Source organism: Tardiphaga sp. 20_F10_N6_6, assembly GCF_052076045.1.
GTDB classification, from domain to species: domain Bacteria; phylum Pseudomonadota; class Alphaproteobacteria; order Rhizobiales; family Xanthobacteraceae; genus Tardiphaga; species Tardiphaga robiniae.
Genome location: NZ_CP197239.1, coordinates 823,082 through 846,585, shown reverse-complemented (window position 1 = coordinate 846,585; position 23,504 = coordinate 823,082). Strand labels below are relative to the sequence as shown.

The following is a 23,504-nucleotide window of genomic DNA, read 5'->3' as shown; positions in this document are numbered from 1 at the left end:
TAACGATGGCTGCAGGTAGCATTCTGGTTGCGGACGATGATACGGCGATCCGCACCGTCCTCAATCAAGCGCTGTCGCGCGCCGGATATGAGGTTCGCCTGACCGGGAACGCAGCCACGTTGTGGCGCTGGGTCAGCCAGGGCGAGGGCGACCTTGTGATCACCGACGTGGTGATGCCTGACGAGAACGCGTTCGATCTGCTGCCGCGTATCAAGAAGATGCGGCCCAATCTGCCGGTTATCGTGATGAGCGCGCAGAACACCTTCATGACCGCGATCCGCGCCTCCGAGCGCGGTGCCTATGAATATCTGCCGAAGCCGTTCGATCTGAAGGAATTGATCGCCATCGTCGGTCGCGCACTGTCCGAGCCGAAGGAGCGTGTCGCAAGCCACGCCGATGACGGCGAGTTCGACTCGATCCCGCTGGTCGGCCGTTCGCCGGCGATGCAGGAAATCTACCGCGTCCTCGCCCGCCTGATGCAGACCGATCTGACGGTGATGATCTCCGGCGAGTCCGGCACCGGCAAGGAACTGGTGGCCCGCGCGCTGCACGACTACGGCAAGCGCCGCAATGGCCCGTTCGTTGCGGTCAACATGGCGGCGATCCCGCGCGATCTCATCGAGTCCGAATTGTTCGGCCACGAGCGCGGTGCGTTCACCGGCGCCAATGCCCGCGCCACCGGCCGTTTCGAGCAGGCTGAAGGGGGCACGCTGTTCCTGGACGAAATCGGCGACATGCCGATGGAAGCCCAGACCCGTTTGCTGCGCGTGTTGCAGCAGGGCGAATACACGACCGTTGGCGGCCGCACGCCGATCAAGACCGACGTGCGGATCGTCGCCGCCTCCAACAAGGATCTGCGTATCCTGATCCAGCAGGGCCTGTTCCGCGAGGATCTGTTCTTCCGCCTCAACGTCGTGCCGCTGCGCCTGCCGCCGCTGCGCGAGCGCATCGAGGATCTGCCCGATCTGATCCGCCACTTCTTTGCACTCGCGGAGAAGGACGGCCTGCCGCCGAAGAAGCTCGACGCCTTGGCGCTCGAGCGCATGAAGCAGCATCGCTGGCCGGGCAACGTTCGCGAACTGGAAAACCTCGCGCGCCGTCTGGCAGCACTCTATCCGCAGGATGTCATTACCGGCTCGGTGATCGACGGCGAACTGGCGCCGCCCGCTGTGGCCTCGGGTGGTAGCGCGCCGACCGGCGTGGATAATCTCGGTGGTGCCGTCGAGGTCTATCTGTCCTCGCACTTCTCCGGCTTCCCGAACGGCGTGCCGCCGCCGGGTCTCTATCACCGCATTCTCCGCGAGATCGAGGTGCCGCTGCTGACCGCAGCACTGGCCGCGACCCGAGGCAACCAGATTCGCGCTGCGGATCTGCTCGGCCTCAACCGCAACACGCTGCGGAAGAAAATTCGCGATCTCGACATTCAGGTCTATCGAACCGGCGGCTGATCTCGGTAGCGGGATCGAGCAATTCCAGGGTTTGAGACGCAAAAACACACGAAAACGCGGGTTATGCGTTTTCGTTGGCTAGTCTGCGCCGTGGATTTGTCGTAATTGGGCAACATTGTTGTATGATTGCATCAGTGCGGTCCGGGCTGTCTCCGGCAGCCGCACGGCGTCCACGCTCACCACATTGTCGGAATGACCAGCGCAGACACGTCGGCTACAGCCTATGAACCGTCGATGGCGGAGCCGCGCAGGTGGACCCTGCGGCGGCTATTCGTGCCATTGGCCGTCGGCTTGGCACTCCTGTCGTCATGCCTGACCTTCCTCGTCCTGAATGGCCTCACGCCGATCGCGCCGACCCATCAGGTCGTCGTTACCTTCCTGCTGATCAATGCCGCCAGCGTGCTCCTGCTGGTCCTGATCATTGCGCGGGAGATCTGGAAGGTTGTCCAGGCGCGCCGCAGGGGCAGGGCGGCGGCCCGGTTGCATGTCCAGATCGTCAGCCTGTTCTCGGTGATCGCCGTGCTGCCGGCGGTGCTCGTCTCGATCGTCGCCAATGTGACCCTGGACCGCGGCCTCGACCGGCTGTTCTCCGGCCCGACCAAGGCGGTCATCAACAATTCGCTCGTGATTGCCAGCGCCTATCTGCACGAGCACGGCCAGTTGATTGGGGGCGATATCCTCGGCATGGCCGACGATCTCGCGCGCATCCAGCCGCTCTTCTATCAGGACCGCGGCACGTTCCGTTCGTTGATGCTGGCAAATGCAACCGCGCGCAATCTGCCGGGCGCCATGTTGATCGACAAGGATCGCAACGTCATCGAACCCGACCAGCCCGGCATCAAACAGGAATTCTCACCGCCGCCGGCAGACTTCCTCGTCAATGTCAGCGCGTCCGAGCCGGCCATCGCCGTGATCCCCGAGGGAAATTACGTCGCCGCCGTGATCCGATTGCGAGCGTTCGACAACATGTTCCTCTATGTCGCCCGCAAGCTCGATCCGCGCGTGGTCGCGCAGATGAATCAGAGCCAGGCCGGCGCGGCCGAATATGCCGAACTGGAATCGCGCAGGCTCGGCATTCAGGTCGCCTTCGCGCTGATGTTCACCGTGATCGCACTGACGGTGCTGATGTCCGCCGTGCTGATCGGCCTGAATTTCGCCAACTGGCTGGTGGCGCCGATCCGCCGCCTGATGGGCGCTGCGAACATGGTCTCGACCGGTGATCTTCATGTCCAGGTACCGGTGATCCAGTCCGAGGGCGATCTCGCTCATCTCGGCGAGACTTTCAACAAGATGACGCAGGAGCTGCGCACCCAGCGTGACGAACTGGTCAGCGCCAGCGACGTCATCGACAGTCGCCGCCGTTTCATCGAGGCCGTGTTGTCATCGGCCAGCGCCGGCATCATCGGCGTCGATGGCTCGAACATGATCGGCATTCTCAACCGCTCGGCCGAGAAGCTGGTCGGACATTCGGAGTCCGAGACGCTGGGCCACCCGCTGCACGAGATCATTCCCGAGCTCGACGAATTGATGCAGACCGCACGCGAGGGATCGCAGCGGCTGGTGCAGGGACAGGTGACGATCACCCGCGACGGGCAGGAGCGCAATCTGTCGGTGCGCGTCAGCGCAGAACAGACCAGCCAGTCGCGCGATAGCTACATCATCACCCTTGACGACATCACCGAACTCGTCTCGGCACAGCGCACCTCGGCCTGGGCCGACGTGGCGCGTCGCATCGCGCATGAGATCAAGAATCCGCTGACGCCGATCCAGCTCTCTGCCGAGCGCATCAAGCGCAAATTCGGCAAGGTGATCGTCGATGACAAGGCGATCTTCGAACAATGCACCGACACCATCGTCCGGCAGGTCGATGACATCAGGCGCATGGTCGACGAATTTTCGCGCTTTGCGCGCATGCCAAAGCCCGTGATCGAGGGTGAGGATGTCGCCGACACTGTGCGTCAGGCCGTATTCCTGATGCGCGTCGGTCACCCCGAGCTCGACATCTCCGCCGAGATCAAGGAAGAGCCGATGCGCGCGCGGTTCGATCGCCGGCTGATCTCGCAGGCGCTCACCAATATCATCAAGAATGCGACAGAGGCGATCGAGGCCGTGCCGCCAGAAGAACTCGGCAAAGGTCGTATTGATGTCACAGCGTCGCGCGAGAACGACATGATATTGATCGACGTGATCGACAACGGCGTCGGTCTGCCGACTGTCAACAGGTCGCGTTTGCTCGAACCCTATGTCACGACTCGCGAGAAAGGCACTGGCCTCGGCCTCGCGATCGTCGGCAAGGTGCTCGAGGATCATGGTGGAGGCATCGAACTTGGCGACGCATCGAGTGTTCGTCCAGGACAGCGCGGTGCCTGGATGCGGCTGCGGTTTTCTATCTCTGGTCAGAAGGCTGACGCGGACAAGAGTGAACCGGAAGCCCCGCCTGATGACGAACCGAAGATCAAAACTGCTACCGGCAACTGACAAGAATAAACGTGACCAGGATATTTTGACCCATGGCAAATGACATTCTGATCGTCGACGACGAAGCCGATATTCGCGATCTTGTTGCGGGCATTCTGGACGATGAGGGCTTCACCACCCGCACCGCACGAGACAGCGATTCCGCGCTCGCGGAAATCGCCAATCGCCGCCCCAACATGGTGTTTCTCGACATCTGGCTGCAGGGCAGCAAGCTCGACGGCCTGCAACTGCTCGAGCAGGTCAAACGCGACAATCCCGAATTGCCTGTGGTGATGATCTCAGGCCACGGCAATATCGAAACCGCTGTCGCGGCAATCAAGCGCGGCGCCTATGACTTCATCGAGAAGCCATTCAAGGCTGACCGGCTGATCCTTGTCGCGACGCGCGCGCTGGAAACCTCGCGCCTGAAACGCGAAGTCAAGGAACTGAAGCAACTCGCACCGGTCGCCAATTCGCTGACGGGGCGCTCGGCCGCCATGAACCAGCTGCGCCAGACCATCGATCGCGCCGCGAAGGCCAATAGCCGCATTCTGATCGTCGGCCCGTCGGGCGCCGGCAAGGAGCTCGCCGCGCGCACGCTGCACACGGCCTCTGCCCGCTCCACGGGGCCGTTCGTCGTCATCAACGCTGCGGCGATTACGCCGGAGCGCATGGAAGTCGAACTGTTCGGCATCGAACAGTCCAATGGCGAACAGGCGCGTAAGGCAGGAGCCCTAGAGGAGGCTCATGGTGGCACGCTATTCATCGACGAGATCGGCGATCTGCCGCGCGAGACCCAGAACAAGATCCTGCGCGTGCTGGTCGATCAGACTTTCATGCGGGCAGGGGGAACCACCAAGGTCAATGTCGACGTCCGCATCATTTCGTCGACCGCGCGCAATCTCGAAGAGGAAATCGCCGAAGGTCGTTTCCGTGAGGATCTTTATCATCGCCTCTCGGTGGTGCCGATCCGCGTGCCGCCGCTGTCTGAGCATCGCGAGGATATTCCGGAGCTCATCGAATATTTCATGGAGCAGATCTCCATCGCGACGGGCCTGCCGAAGCGGCAGATCGGCGAGGACGCCATGGCTGTCCTGCAATCCCATGTCTGGCCGGGCAATATCCGCCAGCTTCGCAACAACGTCGAACGCGTCATGATCCTGGCCGGCGGCGGGCCGGAAGTAATCATCACCGCCGACATGCTGCCGCAGGACGTGGGCTCGATGGTGCCGTCGATGCCGACCAGCAACAATGGCGAACACATCATGGGCCTGCCGCTGCGCGAAGCCCGCGAAGTGTTCGAACGCGATTATCTGATTGCGCAGATCAGCCGTTTTTCGGGTAATATCTCGCGCACCGCTGAATTCGTCGGCATGGAGCGCTCCGCTTTGCACCGCAAGCTCAAGGCGCTCGGCGTCGGCTAAATCACTCACCTCACCTCAAGCTTCAACTCAAGCCTCGGAACGAACATGTCGCGCATCGCCTATGTGAATGGTCAATACGTCAACCTGCGCGATGCCGCCGTGAACGTCGAGGACCGCGGCTATCAGTTCGCTGATGGCATTTACGAGGTCTGCGAGATCATCGGCGGCAAGATGGTCGATTTTCCTCGCCATATTGCGCGCATGCAGCGCTCGTTGCGGGAATTGCGCATCGCCGAGGCCATGGCGCTGACATCGCTCAAGGTGGTGATGCAGGAAGTCATTCGCCGCAATCGCATCAATTACGGCATCGTCTATCTGCAGATCAGCCGCGGCGTCGCCCATCGCGATCACGGATTTCCGTCGCCGGACGTGAAGCCAAGTGTGGTCGTGACGGCGAAATCGCTCAACTTCGCCAAGAACCAGGCGACTGCTGCCAAGGGCGTGAAGGTCATCACCACGGCGGAGAATCGCTGGCCGCGCGTCGACATCAAGACCGTTGGCCTGCTGCCCAATGTGCTGGCGCGACAGGAAGCCCGCGACAAGGGCGCCTATGAAGCCTGGTATGTCGACGCCGACGGTTTCGTCACGGAGGGCGCGTCGTGCAACGCCTGGATCGTCACCAAGGACGGCAAGGTGGTGACGCGCACGGCCGCGTCAGGCATTCTCGCAGGCATCACCCGCGCCGTGCTGATCGAGGTCCTGGCATCGATGCAGCTCAAGCTGGAAGAGCGGAACTTCACACCGGCAGAGGCTTATGACGCCGCAGAAGCCTTCGTCTCGTCGGCGAGTCAGATCGTGATGCCGGTCATCAATATCGACGGCAAACCGATCGGTGACGGCAAGCCTGGTGGTATCGCGACGCGCCTGAGGCAGGAATTCCATAAATTCGCAGCGATTTCATAAAATTTGCCGGGCTTTTAGGCACCAATTCCGCGTTCCGGCTTGCCTAAAAAGCGCGCCTGCCGTCTAATCACGTCGTCGCGCTCCCGGAGGGGGATCTCAGGGGAAAGTGCGGCAGCTTGGTAAGGCCCCGGAGAGGGCTGCGCCGGGTTCAAAAAAAGCAACAAAACAGACTGCGGGATTAAAAAAAATGGCGGCAGACCGCGCACAAAATCTACAGGACACCTTCCTCAACCACGTACGCAAGACCAAGACTCCGCTCACGATCTTTCTGGTGAACGGCGTCAAATTGCAGGGCATTGTCACCTGGTTCGATAATTTCTGTCTTCTGCTCCGGCGCGACGGACACTCGCAGCTGGTGTATAAGCATGCGATCTCGACCATCATGCCGGGCGCACCGATTCAGCTTTTTGAGGGTGGCGAGGATCCGGCTTGAGCGAACTCCTGAGAGACGCTTGATTGGAATTTCGTAGCTTCGAAGGCAATGCTGCCGACCGACCCTCGGCCAGCAGCGAATCGACCGGCCGCGTTCTCGTGGTCGGTCCTTACCTGCGCGAACGGCGGGGCGACGCCGACGCGCAAGCCTATTCTCATGTCCGCGATACGGAAGCCCGGCTCGAAGAGGCGGTCGGTCTCGCACGCGCCATCGACCTCACCGTGGTCGAGGCCGTCGCCGCGCCGCTGAGCCAGATCCGCCCGGCCACCTATCTCGGCAAGGGCAAGGTCGAGGAGATCGCCGGCCTGATCGCGGCGAACGAGATCGGCATCGTGGTGATGGATTGCGCGCTGTCGCCGATCCAGCAGCGCAATCTCGAAAAGGAACTGAAGGCCAAGGTGCTCGACCGTACCGGTCTCATCCTTGAAATCTTCGGCCGCCGTGCCAAGACCAAGGAAGGCACGCTGCAGGTTGAGCTCGCGCATCTCAATTATCAGCGCAGCCGTCTCGTCCGCTCATGGACCCATCTGGAGCGCCAGCGCGGCGGCTTTGGCTTTATGGGCGGCCCCGGCGAAACCCAGATCGAGGCGGATCGCCGCATGATCGGCGACCGCATCGCGCGGCTCGAAGCCGATCTGAAGAAGGTCCAGGCGACGCGGCGCCTGCATCGCGCCGGCCGCCAGCGCGTGCCGTATCGCGTTGTTGCGCTGGTCGGTTACACCAATGCCGGCAAGTCGACGCTGTTCAACCGGCTGACGCGCGCCGACGTGCAGGCCGAGGACATGTTGTTCGCGACCCTCGATCCGACGCTGCGCGCGCTGACGCTGCCGCATGGCGGCAAGGCCATGCTGTCGGACACGGTGGGCTTCATCTCCAACCTGCCGACCCAGCTCGTAGCCGCGTTTCGCGCGACGCTGGAAGAGGTACTGGAAGCCGACATCATTCTCCATGTCCGCGACATCTCGCATGAGGATGCGGAAGCGCAGCAAAGCGATGTCGACAACGTGCTTCGCAAGCTCGGCATCGATACGGATGCAACAGCGCGCATTCTCGAAGTCTGGAACAAGATCGATCGTTTCCCTCCGGAGGAGCGCGAGAACCTCGCCAATATCGCGGCGCGGCGGCCGCTGGACAAGCCGTGCTTCATGGTCTCAGCCGAAACCGGCGAGGGCATCGACGATCTGCTCGCTGCCATCGAAACACGGCTCGCCGCCAGCCGCATCACGCTGGATCTGTCAATCGACGCTGCGGACGGCGCTGGCGTGAGCTGGCTGCATCGCAATGCGGAAGTACTGGTGAAAGAACTGCACGACGGCCATTTCGACATGGTGGTGCGTGTCGATGAGACCAAACGCGATATCGTCATGAGTCGGTTCAGTGCGGTGCTGCATCCGGTCGTGGATCTGAGTGCCTGACGAAACTCCGTTGTTGTTCAGGCGGCAGCTTTAAACGCCATGAACACTGCCATGCCGGCGATGACAGCGATGAGTGTCATCCGCAAAGCTCTCTGACTCATGCGATTCGCCAGCCATGATCCAAGACCGGTACCGATCCACAGCCCAATGATCAGACTTGCAATCGTGAGCCACGGCAGCTCTGTGCCCTGCTGCACATAGAGCAGGGCGGCCGGTAAAGTGACGGGCAGTGCTGTAACGGCAAGGCTAAGGGCCTGGGATTGATGCTGCGACACCTTCAGCAGGCCCGCCATCAAGGCGGTGATCGCAAGCCCGCCGCCGATCCCCAGAAATCCCGACGACCAGCCCGCGAGCGCGCCGATGGCGACGAGCGCTGACCCGCGTAACGGCACCTCTTTCGCTTCGTCTGCTGTGCCTTCGAGCTTGGGATGTGACGGCCGACAGATGACGATCACTTCGAGAACCAGCAGATAGCCGACAAAAGTCCATTGCAGCGCGCGAGCAGAAACGGTTGTTGCGAGCAAGGCGCCAACGCACCCGCCCACTGCAAATCCGATCGCCAGCCAGGCAAGCCAGCGCGGCGGCACGTGATGGCCGCTGCGTTGATAGTTGCGGACGCCGGAAAAACTGGTGGGCACGACCTGCACGACGAGAGAAACGCCCTGGGCGACGTGCTGATCTTTGCCAAGCAGGAGCACCAGCAGCGGGACGAGGATTCCGCCACTGGTAATACCGAGCAAGCCGGACGCCATGCCGCCGACACCGCCCGCCAGAAGACCGCCGAGGACGTCAGTCAGTGTCATCGTCGGTTGTTCCTTGGCGGTTGCGAGTCATTCAATCCGCGATTTCGTTACCCTTCGCCTCATTCCACAGCGCATCCATCTCCTCGAGCGACGCCTCCTGCAGGGTCCGTCCCTTCGCCGCCAGCGCCTGTTCGATATAGCCAAAACGTCGCTCGAACTTCACGTTGGTGCCGCGTAGTGCGAGTTCGGGATCGGCGTCCACATGGCGCGCCAGATTGACCAGCGCGAACATCAGGTCGCCGGTCTCGGCCGCCACCTCGGCGCGGTCGCCGCGATCGAGTGCCGCTTCGATCTCGTCGGCTTCCTCGCGGATTTTCGCGAGCACCGCGCGCGGATCATTCCAGTCGAAGCCGATGCTGGAGGCTTTTGTCTGCAGCTCCATGGCCTGGCTCAATGCGGGTTGCCCGGCCTTGACGCTGGCAAGGAACGAGGAGGGCGGCGTGGCCTCAACGCCGCGCCGGGCGGCGCGTTCAGCCTTTTCCTCGGCCTTGATACGCCCCCACGTCCCCTTCACATCCGTCGGTGCGATCTTGCCATCCTTGCCGGGAAACACATGCGGATGCCGGCGGATCATCTTGCGGGTGATCGCCTCCACGACGTCGCCGAACGCGAATGCATTCCGCTCTTCGGCCATCCGGGCGTGGAACACCACCTGCAGCAGGAGGTCGCCGAGTTCGTCGCAGAGGTCGTGGAGATCGTGCCGGGCGATGGCATCGGCGACCTCGTAGGCCTCCTCGATCGTATAGGGCGCGATACTCGCGAAATCCTGCTCCAGATCCCATGGGCACCCCGTCACGGGCGTGCGCAACTGGGCCATGATCTCGATCAGGCCGACGATATCGCGGGAAGGGGTCATGAGGCACCACGGTTCACAGCAGGAGCCTTTGCTATGCCGCAGGACGGCGGCGTGGCCCAGCGGAAATGCCCGGTTTTGCCTGTCTTTCACACAGGGCTGCAGAGTGCTATCTGCAGCCGATGAGCGACACTTTCCCAGATCAAACCGCGCTGGTGCTGTTCTCCGGCGGCCAGGATTCCGCAACCTGTCTGGCCTGGGCGCTGGCGCGCTTCAAGCGCGTCGAGATGCTCGGCTTCGCTTACGGCCAGCGCCACGCCATCGAACTCGACAGCCGCGACAAGCTGCTGGCGGGCGTGAAGGCCTTGAATGCTGATTGGGCCACGAAACTCGGTGACAGCCACACGCTGGACATCCCGACGCTATCAGCCATCTCCGACACCGCGCTGACGCGTGACGTCGCCATCGAGATGGGGGCCGACGGCCTGCCCAATACGTTTGTGCCCGGCCGCAATCTGGTGTTCCTGACATTCGCGGCAGCGCTGGCCTATCGACGCGGCATCACCCACATCATCGGCGGCATGTGCGAGACGGATTACTCCGGCTATCCCGATTGTCGCGACGACACCATCAAGGCGCTGCAGCAGGCGCTCAATCTCGGCATGGCCAAGAATTTCACGCTGCACACGCCGCTGATGTGGCGCGACAAGGCGGCGACCTGGGCGCTGGCGCATGAGCTCGGCGGGCAGGGCCTCGTCGACCTGATCCGCGAACACTCGCACACCTGCTATCTCGGTGAGCGCGGCGCGTTACACGACTGGGGCTATGGCTGCGGCAAGTGCCCGGCCTGCGAACTACGCGCCAAAGGCTGGCGCGCGTTCGCAGCCACGGCTGTCTAGACGGACAGCGACTCGCGGACCTTGGCCGTTTCAGTAGCGCTGAGGCCCGTCAGCGGCGGACGCACCCGCAGCCAATTGTCATTGTTGTCGCGCTTCGCCAACAGCACCTTCAGCGAGGGAAGCTGCGCATAGCTGGACACCGCATTGCGCGCCGCGACGATACGCTCCTGCGCAGTCGCAACCTCGGCCGCCTTGGCCGGATCCTTGTAACCATTGAACACCGTGGCGAGCTCGCGGCTCACGAGGTTGGAGGTCGCCGTGATGCAGCCGGCGCCGCCCATCGGCAGCAGCTTCAGCATCAGGGGATCGGCGCCGACCAGCACCGAGAAACCCGGGAAGCGATCGACGATGGCGCTCATATTGGCGAACTCGCCCGCGGAATCCTTGATGCCGACCACGATTTCCGGGAAGCGCTTGCGCAACCGATCGATGACGTCGAGCGAGATCGGCACCGCCGACATCTGCGGGATGTGATAGAGCACGACGCGCAGGCGCGGATCGGCGACGCGCTCTATCACAGCCGTATAGGCATCGACGATGCCATCATCGGACACGCCCTTGTAGTAAAACGGCGGCAGCATCACGACGGCCCCGACGCCACTGGCGACAGCGTGCTTTGTGAGTTCAACCGTTTCCATGATCGACGCAACACCGGTGCCCGGCAGCAGCTTCGACGGCGCGATCCCGGATTTCACCACGGCTTCCAGCAGCGCCATGCGCTCGCGTGATGACAGCGAATTGGCTTCGCCTGTCGTGCCGAGCATAGCGATGCCGGTGCAGCCGTCATCGAGCAGACGCTGGCAGTGGGAGGTGAACAGGCCCTGATCCACCGACAGGTCGGCGTTGAAGGGGGTGGTCGCGGCGCAGTAGACGCCGGTCGGGAAGGGAGCTGTCATCGTTGTGCTCTTTCGGGTGCGTGTTGCAGGAGTTCTTCTAACGAAGCGCTTATTTTTTACCTCTCCCCGCAAGCAGGGAGAGGTAAATACGTTACGGCATGATCTGGCCGCCATTCACCTCGATGACCTGACCGGTGATGTAGCTGCTCATGGTCTCGTCGGCGAGGAACTGATAGGCGCCGACGCAATCCTCGGGCGTGCCGATCCGGCCCAGCGGAATGCCCTGGCGGGCGCCTTCGAGCTGCTCCGCGGTCGAATAGCGCTGGTGGAACGGCGTCATGATCACGCCCGGCGCCACCGCATTGGCGCGCACGTTGAACGGAGCGAGTTCCTTCGCCAGCACACGCGTGATGGTCGAGACAAAACCCTTGGCCGAACCATAGAGGCCGGCGCCGCCGCTGCCGCCATTGCGGGCTGCGACCGAGGTCGTGTTGATGATCGAGCCTGAACGCTGCGTCTCCATGATCTTCGCGGCCCTGCGGCAGGCGAAAAACACCGAGCCGATATTGAGATCGACCACGTCGTCATACTGTTCGTCGGTGGCATTGGCGATCGAGGTGCGGCCGAACATGGCGCCGGCATTGTTGATCAGCACGTCGATGCGGCCGAGCTTGGCATGGGCTTCGTCGATCACGCGCGCAGCTTCCGCGCGCTCCGACACGTCGCCGCGGAGCAGCTCGGCTGTGCCACCACTCGCGCGGATATTGGCGACCACTTCCTCGGCGCCTTCCGGATTGCCGTTGTAGTGCACGATCAGCCTGGCACCGAGGGCGCCGAATTTCTTCGCCACGGCAGCGCCGATGCCGGAGCTTGCGCCGATGATCACGATAGCCTTGCCGTTCAGTCCGTTGGTCACGCCTGGTCCTTTCCGATTGAGCGAGCGTTCGACCACGATTTCAGCAACCTGACAAGTTACCAGAATTTGTGCGATGCAGCACGGCACTTGACCAAGTCATGCAATTTAATTGTTGTATCTCAATGATATAAGATAATAGCGGTCCATCCGCGCAACATTGACATGTTGACAAGTTTGCCGCCGCCTCTCATGGTCGCCGAAATTTTTGGGCGAGGAAGTGTTTCCATGCGACGGCGCTCCCGGGCGATCGGACTGTCACACGAAACCTCCGCCGCCATCCCTGTGAGCTGCGGTTTGACCGATCATGAAGCCGATTGATCCCTCTGAATTGCCTGAAGCGCCGCGTCCGCGCGGTGCCGCCGGTTCGCTCGTCGACAAGGTCTATGGCGAACTCGCGCAGCGCATCGCCAATGGCGACTACGCGCCGGACCAGAAGCTGCCCGGCGAGCACGAACTCGCTGATATGTTCGACGTCTCCCGCCCGGTACTGCGCGAAGCGCTCGGCCGGTTGCGCGAAGACGGACTGATCACGTCGCGACAGGGCGCGGGCAGTTTCGTCCAGATGCGTGCGCAGCAACAGCCACTCGGCTTCGCGCGGGTGGAGACCATCGCGGACATCCAGCGCTGCTTCGAATTCCGCATCACCATGGAAGCCGATGCCGCGCATTTTGCAGCGCTCCGACGTAGCGACGACAATCTCGGCAAGATGGAAGCAGCGCTCGGTCTGCTGCGCGAGGCGACGAAGAAGCGCAAGCATCGCGAAGACGCCGACTACGCTTTCCATCTCGCCGTGTCCGAGGCGACCAACAACCACTATTTCGCAACATCGCTGAACGCCCTCAAGGACCACGTCGCTGTCGGCATGAAGCTGCACGGCCTGTCGCTGATGGGCCCGCGGCCCGGCCTTGAACAGGTGTTCGAGGAACACAGCAGTATTTTTGAAGCGATCCGTGATCGCGACGCCGAAGCGGCGCGCACGGCCATGCGTCTCCATCTCGAAAGCTCGCGCGATCGCCTGTTCGAAGGCCGACTGCTCGACCTCTCGTTCCGGTGACGGGGAGAGTGAATTGACTGACCATACCGCATTTCTTGCAATGCTTGCCGGCATCGTCGGCGACCGACACCTGATCGGTCCCGGCGGCGATTTCGAACCCTATGTGGTGGACTGGCGCGGCCGCTATCACGGCAAGGCGTTGGCCGTCGTGAAGCCTGGCTCGACGCAGGAAGTCTCTTCCATCGTCAAGGCTTGCGCGGCCGCCGGCATCGCCATCGTACCCCAGGGCGGCAATACCGGCATGTGCGGCGCGGCGACCCCGCTCGGCGAGCGCACCATGATTGTGCTGCGTCTCGATCGCCTCAACAAGATCCGCAGTGTCAGCCGTCTCGGCGATTCCATCGCCGTCGACGCCGGCTGCATCCTCGCCGACATCCAGAAGGCAGCGGACGACATCGACCGCCTGTTTCCGCTCAGTTTGGGAGCCGAAGGCTCCTGCCAGATCGGCGGCAATCTCTCCACCAATGCCGGTGGCACCGCGGTGCTGCGCTACGGCACCACGCGCGAGCTCACGCTCGGCCTCGAAGTCGTGCTGCCCGATGGCGAGATCCTCGACGGCATGACGGCCCTGCGCAAGGACTCCACAGGCTTTGACACCAAGCAGCTCTTCATCGGTGCCGAAGGCACGTTCGGCATTATCACCGGCGCGGTGCTGAAGCTGTTTCCGAAGCCACGGGCGAGGGCAGTGTCCTTCGCCAAGCTGAACAGCATCGACGCAGTGCTCGACCTGCTCGCGCAGGCACGTACCGAACTCGGTGATCGCATCAGCGCCTTCGAGGTGATGTCGCGCGGCCAGATCGAGGTGATCGCCGAGAACCTGCCGCTGGTGAATATCCCGTTCGAGCTGGATACGCCCTGGTACGTACTGATTGAGCTCGTCGACACGCTGGTGTCGGTCGATCTGAATGCAGCGCTCGAAGCGTTGCTCAGTAACGCCTATGAGCGCGAGCTGGTCACCGATGCGCTGGTGGCCTCCAGCGAGACGCAGGCCGCGGCGTTCTGGAAGATCCGCCACAGCGTGTCGGAAGGCAGCAAGAAGGCCGGTTACGTCATCTCGCACGATAGCGCCGTGCCCTTGTCGCAGCAGGCAACGTTCGTCACGCAGGTGGAGAAGCGCATCGCTGCCTATCGGCCCGACGCACGCATCGTGATGCACGGCCATATCGGCGATGGCAACATCCACATCCTCGCGATCATTCCAGGCCTCGAGCAGAACCAGAAGGATCAGATCCAGGACACGATCCGCGGCATCAACACCATCGTCGATGAAGAGACCGTCGCGCTCGGCGGCAGCATCAGTGCCGAGCACGGCATCGGCATCGCCAATCGCGAACGGCTTGCACGCGTCACCAAGCCGACCGAGCTGCGGCTGCTGCGTAGCGTCAAGCAGATGCTGGATCCGAACGACATCATGAATCCCGGAAAAGTGCTGCCTGCGCAATAAGCGAGGCGGCCGCAAGCATTCATCAGAACACTCATTCGAGAAGAGGAACACGCATGAAGATCAAATCCATCCTGATGGCGGCCTGCGTCGCCGTGGGCGCCGTGGGGCAGGCGAGCGCGCAAGATGCGAAATACCCCACCAAGCCGATCACCATCGTCGTGCCCTTCGCGGCCGGCGGCACCGTGGACATCATCGCCCGCATGGTGTCGGAGAACCTGCAAAAGAAGCTCGGCGCCACCGTGCTGGTCGAAAATATGGGCGGCGCCGGCGGCAATATCGGCGTCAACCGTGTCGCCAAGGCGCAGCCTGATGGCTACACGATCGGCCTCGCCAGCACCTCGCCGCTGGCGATCGCGCCCTCGCTCTATGGCAGCAAGCTTCAGTTCCAGCCGGAGAAGGATCTGGTGGCCTTCGCCCAAGTGAGCATCGTACCTAACGTGCTGGTGGTGAATCCCGATCGCATCAAGGCCCGCACGGTTCCAGAGTTGATCGAATACATGAAGGCCAATCCAGACAAAGTGACGTTCGGCTCGGCCGGACCGGGCACGTCGCAGCATCTTGCCGGCGAGTTGTTCCAGCAGATGACCGGTACCAAGATGGTTCACGTGCCCTACAAGGGCTCGAGCCAGATGGTCACCGACCTGATCTCGGGTCAGATCGACATCGCTTTCGACAACGTCCCGCTGCTGCTGCCGCATGTGGCCGGCGGCAAGCTGGCGATGCTCGCCACGGCAACGCCGAAGCGCGCCGAGTTCGACGCGAATGTGCCGGCCGTCGCCGAATTCCTGCCGGGCTTCGAGGCTGTAGCCTGGCACGGCTTCATCGCGCCTGCTGCGACTCCGAAACCGATCGTCGACAAGCTCTCGGCGGAAATCCGCGAATTCATGAGCCTGCCGGAGACCAAGAAGAAGATGGCTGAACTCGGCGCAGTCGCCGTGGCGATCCCACAGGATGAGTTCACCAAATACATCGCCAGCGAGACCTTGCGCTGGAAGGGTGTGATGGAGAAGGCCAACGTCACGATGAACTAGGCGACCACGCAGGTGGTGACGACGTCACGTTCGTCACCACCTCAGTTTCGAGCGTCCGCCAAAGGACGCCGACAATCAAAATAGAAAAATACATGGAGGAATGTTCAATGAGACTTCGGTCAATCCTGATGGCTGTCTGCCTGACGCTCGGCACGCTCACGCAAGCGACGGCCCAGGACGCGAATTATCCGAGCCGCCCGATCACCAGCATCGTTCCGTTCGCCGCCGGCGGCACGGCCGATATCTTTGCGCGCATGGTGTCGGAGCATCTGCAGAAGAAGATGGGCGCCACGGTCATCATCGAGAATGTCGGCGGCGCCGGCAGCATCATCGGCGTCACCCGCGTCGCGCGCGCGGCGCCCGACGGCTACACGGTCGGCCTTGCCAGCACCTCGGCACTGTCGATCAATCCGACGCTGTATGGCGCAAAACTGTCCTACAATCCCGAAAAGGATCTCGTGCCGATCGCGCAGATTAGCATGGTGCCGAATGTGCTGGTGGTGAACCCGACAAGGATCGCGGCGCGTACGGTGCCGGACCTGATCGCCTATATCAAAGCCAATCCCGACAAGGTGACATTCGGCTCGGCCGGCGTCGGTACCACGCAGCATCTTGCCGGCGAACTGTTCCAGCAGATGACCGGCACCAAGATGGTTCACGTACCCTATAAGGGCTCGAGCCAGATGGTGACCGATCTTCTCAGCGGCCAGATCGATATCGCCTTCGACAACGTGCCACTGCTGCTGCCGCATGCGGCAGCCGGCAAGCTCGCGATGCTGGCGACGGCCTCGCCGAAACGCGCCGAGTTCGATCCGAACCTGCCCGCGGTGTCGGAATTCCTTCCGGGTTTTGAGGCCGTCGCCTGGCACGGCTTCATGGCACCGGCCGGAACGCCGAAAGCCATCACCGACAAGCTGTCAGTTTCGATCCGCGAATTCATGCAGTTGCCCGAGACGAAGAAGAAGATGTCCGAACTCGGGGCCGTCGCCGTGGCGGTCCCGCCGGACGAGTTCGCCAAATACATCGCCAGCGAGACGCAGCGCTGGAAGGGCGTGATCGAGAAGGCCAACATCACGATGAACTGAGCTGTGCCGTAGGGTGGGTCAGCTTCGCCCATTCACCCTACGGCTGCGTCTCCTTCACCGATGCCAGATAGCGCGACAACCGATCCGCATCGGGCGTGTGGTGGCTATGGCGGTCGCGAAGTTCGGCCGGGGCGCTCCAGCCGGGCTCGATCCCGGACATGTCAGGCAATTCATGCGCGATGCCCTTGTGGCAATCGATACAGGTGCGCTCGCCGGTGACGAGGAACTTGGCATGGATCGCCGCCGCGCGGGGCGCCTGTTTGGTGAAATCCATTGCGATCGCCGAGTGGCAGTTGCGGCACTCCAGCGAGTCATTGGCCTTCAGGCGCGCCCATTCATGTTTGGCAAGCTCCAGACGCATGTCGAGGAACTTCTCGCGCGTCGAGATCGTGCCGAAAATCTTGCCCCACACTTCCTTCGACGCCTGCATCTTGCGCGCGATCTTGTCGGTCCAGTTATGCGGCACATGGCAATCCGGACAGGTGGCACGCACGCCGGATCGATTGGCGAAATGCGGCGTTCGCTGCAGCTCCTGATACACGTTGTCACGCATCTCATGACAGCCGGTGCAGAATTTCTCGGTATTGGTGACTTCCAGCGCCGTATTGAAACCGCCCCAGAAGATCACGCCGCCGAGGAAGCCGCCCAGCGCCAGCACGCCGAGACTGATATGCGTGGCCGGTCGGCTGGCGATGCGCCAGAACCACAGAAACTTGGATATCAACCACTTCATGGCGCTCACCTGCCGGATGCCTTCATGTCGGTGAAGGTGTTCGGGACGAGCGGACGCGCATCGGTTTGCGGCACGTGACAGGCCGTGCAGAAATAGCGTCGCGGTGTCACATCGGCGAGCATCTGGCCATCGCGATCCATGAAATGCGTGATGCTGATCATCGGCGCACCCGAGCCTTCGGTATATTCGCGGCGATGGCACTCAAGACAGCGATTGGCCCGCAGCGTGAGCTGATAGTTCTCGATCGAATGCGGGATGACCGGAGGCTGCTCCGGATAGTTCCGCATCACGCGCTTGTCGTCGGTGACGGGCCGCGGGAAGGGCGGCGCAGGAACGTCGCCCATGGGCTGCGCTGCGCCGGTGACGCGCGGCACGATCCGTGGCGTTGTCTGGACAGACTGCGCATAGATCGCACCGGACACCAGCACCATGGTGCCGGCGATGATTGCCGCGATGACCGTCTTCATCGCACTTAAACGGAAACGATCTTGACCGCGCATTTCTTGAAGTCCGCCTGTTTGGAGATCGGGTCGGTTGCATCCAGCGTGACCTTGTTGATCAGCTGGCTGGCATCGAACCACGGCACGAACACCACGCCGCGGGGCATGCGGTTGCGTCCGGTCGTGTCAACGCGCGTGCGGATCTCACCGCGCCGCGACATCAGCCGGATTTCGGCGCCCTGGTTCAAGCCGCGGGCGCGCGCGTCTTCGGCATGCATGAAGCAGCGCGCGCCGGGAAACGCCTTGTAGAGCTCGGGCACGCGCATGGTCATCGAACCGGAATGCCAGTGCTCCAGCACGCGGCCGGTTACCAGCCAGAGATCGAACTCAGCGTCGGGCGACTCGGCCGGCGGCTCATAGGGCACCGCGATGATGCGCGCGCGTCCATCCGGGTTGCCGTAGAATTCGATCTTCTTGCCCGGTTTGACGTAGGGATCGAGACCTTCGCGGTAGCGCCACTTGGTCTCCTTGCCATTGACCACCGGCCAACGCAGTCCGCGCGCCTCATGATAGGCGTCCCAAGGGGCGAGGTCGTGGCCATGGCCGCGGCCGAACGTGGCATATTCCTCGAACAGCCCCTTCTGCACATAGAAACCGAAGTCCTTGGACTCGTGGTTTTCGTAGTCAGCGGGGATTTCGCCGACGGGAAATTTGTCGACCTCGCCGTTGCGATACAGCACGTCGAACAACGTCTTGCCCTTGTAGTTCGGATTGGCGTCGAGGAGGGCGGCGGGCCACACCTCGTCCGTCGTGAACCGCTTCGAGAACTCCATCAACTGCCAGAGATCCGAGCGCGCCTGGCCGGGCGCATCGACCAGCTGGCGCCAGACATGGGTGCGTCGTTCGGCATTGCCGTAGGCGCCTTCCTTCTCGACCCACATCGCCGCCGGCAGCACGCAGTCGGCGGACATCGCCGTCACCGTCGGATAGGCATCCGACACGACGATGAAGTTGGCGGGGTTGCGGTAGCCCGGATAGGTCTCACCCGAACTGTTGGGCGCCGCCTGCACATTGTTGTTCACCTGAACCCAGTAGAAATTCAGCTTACCGTCATGCAGCATGCGGTCCTGCTCGACGGCGTGATAACCGATCTTGTCGGGCAGGAGGCCATGCGGCACGCGCCAGATTTCTTCAGCGTGCTTGCGGTGCTCCGGGTTGGTTACCACCATGTCGGCGGGGAGGCGGTGTGCGAAGGTGCCGACCTCGCGCGCCGTGCCGCAGGCCGATGGCTGGCCTGTCAGCGAGAATGGCGAGTTGCCGGGCTCGGAGATTTTGCCGGTTAGCAGATGGATGTTGTAGACGAGCTGGTTGGCCCAGACGCCGCGGACGTGCTGGTTGAAACCCATGGTCCAGAGCGACATCACCTTGCGCTTCGGATCGGCGTAGAGCTCGGCGAGCTCCAGCAGAAAGCCGGGCTCGACACCGGTCAGCTTCGACACCTTCTCGAGCGAATAGTCCTTCACGAATTCGGCGTAGGCCGCAAAATCGATTGGCGTCGTCGCTGCGGCCGTGGCTGCGCCCTTGGCTGTCTTCTCCAGTGGATGTTCGGGACGCAACCCGTAGCCGATATCCGTCGTGCCCTTCACGAACGTCGTATGGTTGTTGACGAATTCGGTGTTCACGCGACCAGTCGAGATAATGTGGTTGGCGATGAAGTTGAGAATGGCAAGATCAGTGCCCGGCTTGAACACGATCGGGATGTCGGCAAGGTCAGAGCTGCGATGCGTGAAGGTCGAGAGCACCGCGACTTTCACATGCGGATGACCAAGGCGGCGATCGGTGAGGCGCGTCCACAGGATCGGATGCATCTCGGCCATGTTCGAGCCCCACAGCACGAAGGCATCGGCGGCCTCGAAGTCATCATAGCATCCCATCGGCTCGTCCATGCCGAAGGTGCGCATGAAAGCCACGGCCGCAGACGCCATGCAATGCCGTGCATTGGGATCGAGATTGTTGGAGCGGAAACCCGCGCGCATCAGCTTGGTCGCGGCATAACCTTCGAGGATCGTCCATTGGCCCGATCCGAACATGCCGATTGCAGTCGGTCCTTTTTCTTTCAGCGTCGCTTTGGCGCGCTGCGCCATGGTGTCGAATGCCTCGTCCCAGCTCACCGGCGTGAGTTCGCCGTTCTTGTCGAACACGCCGTTTTTCTTGCGGAGGAGGGGCGTGGTCAGGCGGTCGGCGCCGTACATGATCTTGGAGAGGAATTAGCCCTTGATGCAGTTCAGGCCGCGGTTTACTTCCGCCAGCGTGTCGCCATGGGTGGCGACGACCTTGTTGTCCTTGACGCCGACCATGACGCCACAACCGGTGCCGCAGAACCGGCACGGCGCCTTCGACCACTTGATGGACAGCGACCCGACGCCGCCGGCAATCGACTGAGCGGCTGCCGGAACCTTGATGCCAGCCGCCGCTGCAGCGATGGCTGCTGCCTGAGCCTTGAGTAGATCACGCCGCGAAAGGGGCATTTCGTCGTTCTCCTAGTCGAGACGCTGTTCGAAGACCATGTTGGCCGAGAGCACGCCCGGCCATGATGAGATGTCTGCGAGCATCGCACCTAGTGCGCCGCTGCCTGGCCCTTCGAGGACCGCCACGAGTTTGGAGGCCGTGCGGTGATGTATCTCGACACCGGGAAGGTTCGACAACCGCGCAGATACCGCGTCGATATGGGCCGGAAGCACCGACACGACGGCGCTGGAGATGTGCTCATTGTCGTGCGCGGACGCGCCGGCGGTCGCGCCGGTCAACAGAGCGCGTCTGGTAAGTTTGTCTGTCATGTGAAAGTCCTAGTGAAGCAGAGGCGGGCCGGGCGGGCCGAAAATCATCTGGGTCATCCAGACCAGAAAGCCGTAACCGCCGACCACGCCCACCGCGACGACGGGCCAGATGAGAACGACGATCGTGAGAAAGACGAGCAACTCCGACATGCGGCTGTTGCGTCTTTGAGCCTCTGCAGGCTGAGCAATATTCTGGTCCGTCACCATACGCTCCCCCTTCGGTTTGCGGCCATATGCCTGGAGAAGAGGCGAGATTCGCCTAGAGCGAGGGCAATATGCCTGCTGCAGCGCCCACCTTCTTTGCGCTGGATCAAACAACAAACTCTGCGGAGGATTTATTTGATATCGTTGTTCTGATCGCGATGTCGTCGTGCAGAGCCGCTCGCATCAGAATCTTTGATGACAGTTTTATTTGATTGCGACAGCTGCTCGGCGAAATCGTTCGTTCCGGAAGGCGAGCAATGGATCGTGAGATGTGCAATTCGTTTGGTCAAACGCCGCTTTTTGCGGGCCTGGACGAGGGCGCACGCGGCATCGTCATCGAAGCTGGCAGAAAGCACGTTCTGGATTGCGGTTGTTCGCTCTGGCAACAGGGCGACGTACCGGCGATAATCGCTGTGGTCATCGATGGTCAGCTCAAGAAGACAATGATCGATGCGCATGGCGCGCAGAAAACGCTGCAATTCATGCGACGCGGCGATCTCGCCGGAGCCGCATCGATGTTCGGCAATTTTTCTCGCCCGACAACCCTGCGCGCGACAGTCGCGACCGAACTGCTGTGCTGGTCCGCCGATCGCTTCAGCGGACTGATGCATGTTGTCCCGCAGCTCGCGATCAATGTCCTCGGTATAGTCGGACGGCAAACCGATCATCTGCTGCGCCGTCTTCACGAGGCGACGAGTGAGAATGCCGATCGACGTATCGCACGGATCGTTCTACGCTTGGTGCGGGAAGGAGATCCGGATGGTGAGTGCGTTCCGATCGAACTGAGGATCTCGCGCCAGGAACTGGCCGAACTCAGCGACACCACGCTGTTCACGGTCAGCCGCACCGTTTCGGCCTGGAACCGGATGCTAATCCTGAAAGCCGGTCGCGGCCGCTTGACGGTCATCGATCCCGCAAGACTCGCGGGCCTGGCGGGCGACGTGCGGGCGCACTGAGGCAATTACGCCGGGTCGAGATATGGCTCGAACGCCTCGACCGACACTTTCAGCGTCGGATCGCCATCGGGTCCCCACAGTTCGGCGCCGTCGAACACGACGGTGTAAAGCCATTGCGGGTTTTCGCCCTGCTCATGCGCCGCAGTGTCGGGATAGACATGGGCGCCGTGTATCCGCTCGATCACGCCGACATGACCGCGGACATAGCGCGGCAAGCGCGTATGGGTGGTCGGATGGATGTTCTTCGTCCGCACGCGATCGCCGATCGCGAATGCAGCAGGCGCCGAAGCAGGGCGCGTGAATGAGCCTCGGGTCAGCACGCGCTCGACACTATCAACGGTGAAGTTGCCGCGCTTCAGCGGCTTCGGCGGCACGGATGCGTGGCCGGCCTTGATCTCATCCGCCGCGAGGAAGCCGCGTTCGACCAGCATATCCTCAAGGCCGAGAAACCATTTCTTGTAGTAGCTGCTGGAGAGATAGACCTCCGGCGGCAGCGTCTCGCGATAGAAGCGCGAGGCGTCGATGTTGAAGGCGCCCGTCGCGCCCATGGCCCGCACCATGGCCAGCACGCGGGATTCCCACTCCGCATGAAACATCGGCTCGTTCGGTTCCGGCTCGACCTTGCCGAAACCGTCCATGCCGCCCATGTCGTGGACGCCGTTCATGACGGCGCTCCCGGCGCTGTCACCAGACCTGTGCCGATCATTGAGTCGCGCGTGACCAGTTCGGCCAGTTGTTGTTCGCTCCAGCCCTCGGTGCCGGCAGGTCGCATCGGCAAAACCAGGAAGCGGGTTTCAGCCGTCGAATCCCATACGCGAATTTCCGTATCATTCGGAATCGTGAAGCCGAAGTCCGCCAGCACGCCGCGCGGATCCTTCACGGCGCGCGAGCGATAGGGCGCCGCCTTGTACCAGACCGGGGGCAGGCCGAGCATTTCCCAGGGGTAACAGGAGCACAGCGTGCACACGACCATGTTGTGGCGCTCGGGCGTGTTCTCGACCACGACGAGATGATCGCCCGTGCGGCTGACATGGCCGAGGGTGCTGACCGCCGCAGACCCGTCCGCCAGCAGCGCTTCCTTGAAGGCGGGATCGGTCCAGGCTTTCGCAACCACCAGGGCGCCGTTGTGCGGGCCGATCTTGGTCTCATAGGCCTGGATCATCGCATCCAGCGCCGCCGGATCGATATAGCCTTTCTCGGTCAGGATGGTCTCGAGTGCACGGACGCGCAGCTCGGTGTCCGACAATTCAGAATGATCGTGGTCGTGGTCATGATGGTGTTCGCTCATGCCAAACAGGATAAGCGAGCCGCGATTGTTCTGTCGAGGATTTCAGGACTCAGCTAGGTCTACAGCATGGCTGCTCCTCGTTATCGCGCGCTGACGCTGTTCGGC

At 62.3% G+C, this 23,504-nt stretch carries 22 protein-coding genes and 1 pseudogene; 12 read left to right on the top strand and 11 right to left on the bottom strand.

Going from position 1 to position 23,504, the window contains the following annotated elements; genetic code table 11:
- The first annotated feature begins 5 nt into the window (after positions 1–5).
- The 6 genes from ntrC to hflX all read left to right on the top strand — a co-directional run bounded on the left by ntrC (position 6) and on the right by hflX (position 8,080).
- On the top strand, positions 6–1,448 hold the full coding sequence (gene ntrC, locus AB7813_RS03965) for a nitrogen regulation protein NR(I) (RefSeq protein WP_068731842.1): 1,443 nt from the start codon (positions 6–8) through the stop codon (positions 1,446–1,448).
- A 192-nt stretch (positions 1,449–1,640) separates the two neighbouring features.
- Entirely contained in the window at positions 1,641–3,926 is a 2,286-nt protein-coding gene (locus tag AB7813_RS03960) for a sensor histidine kinase NtrY-like (protein ID WP_175369009.1), read from the top strand.
- Between the two features lie 32 nt (positions 3,927–3,958).
- A complete protein-coding gene (gene ntrX, locus AB7813_RS03955; protein WP_089264305.1) occupies positions 3,959–5,329 on the top strand; it encodes a nitrogen assimilation response regulator NtrX in 1,371 nt (456 codons plus the stop codon).
- 45 nt (positions 5,330–5,374) lie between these two features.
- Entirely contained in the window at positions 5,375–6,232 is an 858-nt protein-coding gene (locus AB7813_RS03950) for a D-amino-acid transaminase (protein WP_439063889.1), read from the top strand.
- 187 nt (positions 6,233–6,419) lie between these two features.
- Positions 6,420–6,665, top strand: a complete 246-nt coding sequence (hfq, locus tag AB7813_RS03945) for an RNA chaperone Hfq (RefSeq protein ID WP_068731834.1) — start codon at positions 6,420–6,422, stop codon at positions 6,663–6,665.
- A 23-nt stretch (positions 6,666–6,688) separates the two neighbouring features.
- Entirely contained in the window at positions 6,689–8,080 is a 1,392-nt protein-coding gene (hflX, locus tag AB7813_RS03940) for a GTPase HflX (RefSeq protein WP_175369010.1), read from the top strand.
- Between the two features lie 17 nt (positions 8,081–8,097).
- Here the strand turns inward: hflX and AB7813_RS03935 are convergent, their stop codons facing one another.
- Together AB7813_RS03935 and mazG are read right to left on the bottom strand one after the other, a co-directional pair.
- Positions 8,098–8,883 carry a sulfite exporter TauE/SafE family protein gene (locus AB7813_RS03935; RefSeq protein ID WP_439083445.1) on the bottom strand — a complete coding sequence of 262 codons (786 nt, stop codon included), beginning with the start codon at positions 8,881–8,883 and terminating at the stop codon, positions 8,098–8,100.
- 31 nt (positions 8,884–8,914) lie between these two features.
- A complete protein-coding gene (mazG, locus tag AB7813_RS03930; RefSeq protein WP_439083446.1) occupies positions 8,915–9,739 on the bottom strand; it encodes a nucleoside triphosphate pyrophosphohydrolase in 825 nt (274 codons plus the stop codon).
- A 119-nt stretch (positions 9,740–9,858) separates the two neighbouring features.
- On the opposite strand from mazG, the gene queC reads away from it, so the two are divergent.
- Positions 9,859–10,575 (top strand): 7-cyano-7-deazaguanine synthase QueC, encoded by a 717-nt coding sequence (gene queC, locus AB7813_RS03925; protein ID WP_115028808.1) that lies wholly within the window; start codon positions 9,859–9,861, stop codon positions 10,573–10,575.
- Here queC and AB7813_RS03920 read toward each other — a convergent pair.
- On the bottom strand, positions 10,572–11,471 hold the full coding sequence (locus AB7813_RS03920) for a dihydrodipicolinate synthase family protein (RefSeq protein ID WP_439083447.1): 900 nt from the start codon (positions 11,469–11,471) through the stop codon (positions 10,572–10,574). The two genes, queC and AB7813_RS03920, sit on opposite strands and share 4 nt — an antisense overlap.
- Before the next feature lie 91 nt (positions 11,472–11,562).
- Positions 11,563–12,327, bottom strand: coding sequence for an SDR family NAD(P)-dependent oxidoreductase (locus AB7813_RS03915; protein WP_439083448.1), 765 nt, complete (start codon positions 12,325–12,327; stop codon positions 11,563–11,565).
- 304 nt (positions 12,328–12,631) lie between these two features.
- On the opposite strand from AB7813_RS03915, the gene AB7813_RS03910 reads away from it, so the two are divergent.
- The 4 genes from AB7813_RS03910 to AB7813_RS03895 all read left to right on the top strand — a co-directional run bounded on the left by AB7813_RS03910 (position 12,632) and on the right by AB7813_RS03895 (position 16,941).
- On the top strand, positions 12,632–13,381 hold the full coding sequence (locus AB7813_RS03910) for a FadR/GntR family transcriptional regulator (protein WP_439083449.1): 750 nt from the start codon (positions 12,632–12,634) through the stop codon (positions 13,379–13,381).
- Positions 13,382–13,394: 13 nt separating this feature from the next.
- Positions 13,395–14,825: an FAD-binding oxidoreductase gene (locus tag AB7813_RS03905; RefSeq protein ID WP_439083450.1), complete on the top strand. Its 1,431-nt coding sequence runs from the start codon at positions 13,395–13,397 to the stop codon at positions 14,823–14,825.
- Positions 14,826–14,878: 53 nt separating this feature from the next.
- On the top strand, positions 14,879–15,856 hold the full coding sequence (locus AB7813_RS03900) for a Bug family tripartite tricarboxylate transporter substrate binding protein (protein ID WP_120289705.1): 978 nt from the start codon (positions 14,879–14,881) through the stop codon (positions 15,854–15,856).
- Positions 15,857–15,963: 107 nt separating this feature from the next.
- On the top strand, positions 15,964–16,941 hold the full coding sequence (locus tag AB7813_RS03895; protein ID WP_439083451.1) for a Bug family tripartite tricarboxylate transporter substrate binding protein: 978 nt from the start codon (positions 15,964–15,966) through the stop codon (positions 16,939–16,941).
- A 37-nt stretch (positions 16,942–16,978) separates the two neighbouring features.
- On the opposite strand, the gene AB7813_RS03890 is transcribed toward AB7813_RS03895, so the two are convergent.
- From AB7813_RS03890 to AB7813_RS03870, 5 genes and pseudogenes are all read right to left on the bottom strand, one after another.
- On the bottom strand, positions 16,979–17,674 hold the full coding sequence (locus tag AB7813_RS03890; RefSeq protein ID WP_089264317.1) for a NapC/NirT family cytochrome c: 696 nt from the start codon (positions 17,672–17,674) through the stop codon (positions 16,979–16,981).
- 5 nt (positions 17,675–17,679) lie between these two features.
- The gene (locus AB7813_RS03885; RefSeq protein ID WP_120289709.1) at positions 17,680–18,174 is read right to left on the bottom strand and encodes a nitrate reductase cytochrome c-type subunit; all 495 of its coding nucleotides are present in this window, start codon (positions 18,172–18,174) and stop codon (positions 17,680–17,682) included.
- Positions 18,147–20,642, bottom strand: a pseudogene (gene napA, locus AB7813_RS03880) (periplasmic nitrate reductase subunit alpha). Before napA ends, AB7813_RS03885 begins: the two are co-directional and overlap by 28 nt.
- A gap of 12 nt (positions 20,643–20,654) precedes the next feature.
- Positions 20,655–20,951, bottom strand: coding sequence for a chaperone NapD (locus tag AB7813_RS03875; protein WP_439083453.1), 297 nt, complete (start codon positions 20,949–20,951; stop codon positions 20,655–20,657).
- 9 nt (positions 20,952–20,960) lie between these two features.
- Complete coding sequence (locus tag AB7813_RS03870; protein WP_120289715.1) at positions 20,961–21,158, bottom strand: nitrate reductase; 198 nt, start codon at positions 21,156–21,158, stop codon at positions 20,961–20,963.
- Positions 21,159–21,412: 254 nt separating this feature from the next.
- On the opposite strand from AB7813_RS03870, the gene AB7813_RS03865 reads away from it, so the two are divergent.
- Positions 21,413–22,111: a Crp/Fnr family transcriptional regulator gene (locus AB7813_RS03865; RefSeq protein WP_089264322.1), complete on the top strand. Its 699-nt coding sequence runs from the start codon at positions 21,413–21,415 to the stop codon at positions 22,109–22,111.
- A 5-nt stretch (positions 22,112–22,116) separates the two neighbouring features.
- On the opposite strand, the gene nthB is transcribed toward AB7813_RS03865, so the two are convergent.
- Positions 22,117–22,776 (bottom strand): nitrile hydratase subunit beta, encoded by a 660-nt coding sequence (nthB, locus tag AB7813_RS03860; RefSeq protein ID WP_439083454.1) that lies wholly within the window; start codon positions 22,774–22,776, stop codon positions 22,117–22,119.
- On the bottom strand, positions 22,773–23,399 hold the full coding sequence (nthA, locus tag AB7813_RS03855; RefSeq protein WP_439083455.1) for a nitrile hydratase subunit alpha: 627 nt from the start codon (positions 23,397–23,399) through the stop codon (positions 22,773–22,775). The genes nthB and nthA overlap by 4 nt, the downstream gene beginning before the upstream one ends.
- Between the last annotated feature and the right edge of the window lie 105 nt (positions 23,400–23,504).

Bases quoted from the DNA above. Each gene is read 5' to 3' on its own strand.
- ntrC (WP_068731842.1), top strand. From the start codon at position 6: ATGGCTGCAGGTAGCATTCTGGTTGCGGACGATGATACGGCGATCCGC.
- AB7813_RS03960 (WP_175369009.1), top strand. From the start codon at position 1,641: ATGACCAGCGCAGACACGTCGGCTACAGCCTATGAACCGTCGATGGCG.
- ntrX (WP_089264305.1), top strand. From the start codon at position 3,959: ATGGCAAATGACATTCTGATCGTCGACGACGAAGCCGATATTCGCGAT.
- AB7813_RS03950 (WP_439063889.1), top strand. From the start codon at position 5,375: ATGTCGCGCATCGCCTATGTGAATGGTCAATACGTCAACCTGCGCGAT.
- hfq (WP_068731834.1), top strand. From the start codon at position 6,420: ATGGCGGCAGACCGCGCACAAAATCTACAGGACACCTTCCTCAACCAC.
- AB7813_RS03935 (WP_439083445.1), bottom strand. From the start codon at position 8,883: ATGACACTGACTGACGTCCTCGGCGGTCTTCTGGCGGGCGGTGTCGGC.
- mazG (WP_439083446.1), bottom strand. From the start codon at position 9,739: ATGACCCCTTCCCGCGATATCGTCGGCCTGATCGAGATCATGGCCCAG.
- queC (WP_115028808.1), top strand. From the start codon at position 9,859: ATGAGCGACACTTTCCCAGATCAAACCGCGCTGGTGCTGTTCTCCGGC.
- AB7813_RS03920 (WP_439083447.1), bottom strand. From the start codon at position 11,471: ATGACAGCTCCCTTCCCGACCGGCGTCTACTGCGCCGCGACCACCCCC.
- AB7813_RS03910 (WP_439083449.1), top strand. From the start codon at position 12,632: ATGAAGCCGATTGATCCCTCTGAATTGCCTGAAGCGCCGCGTCCGCGC.
- AB7813_RS03900 (WP_120289705.1), top strand. From the start codon at position 14,879: ATGAAGATCAAATCCATCCTGATGGCGGCCTGCGTCGCCGTGGGCGCC.
- AB7813_RS03895 (WP_439083451.1), top strand. From the start codon at position 15,964: ATGAGACTTCGGTCAATCCTGATGGCTGTCTGCCTGACGCTCGGCACG.
- AB7813_RS03890 (WP_089264317.1), bottom strand. From the start codon at position 17,674: ATGAAGTGGTTGATATCCAAGTTTCTGTGGTTCTGGCGCATCGCCAGC.
- AB7813_RS03885 (WP_120289709.1), bottom strand. From the start codon at position 18,174: ATGCGCGGTCAAGATCGTTTCCGTTTAAGTGCGATGAAGACGGTCATC.
- AB7813_RS03875 (WP_439083453.1), bottom strand. From the start codon at position 20,951: ATGACAGACAAACTTACCAGACGCGCTCTGTTGACCGGCGCGACCGCC.
- AB7813_RS03870 (WP_120289715.1), bottom strand. From the start codon at position 21,158: ATGGTGACGGACCAGAATATTGCTCAGCCTGCAGAGGCTCAAAGACGC.
- AB7813_RS03865 (WP_089264322.1), top strand. From the start codon at position 21,413: ATGGATCGTGAGATGTGCAATTCGTTTGGTCAAACGCCGCTTTTTGCG.
- nthB (WP_439083454.1), bottom strand. From the start codon at position 22,776: ATGAACGGCGTCCACGACATGGGCGGCATGGACGGTTTCGGCAAGGTC.
- nthA (WP_439083455.1), bottom strand. From the start codon at position 23,399: ATGAGCGAACACCATCATGACCACGACCACGATCATTCTGAATTGTCG.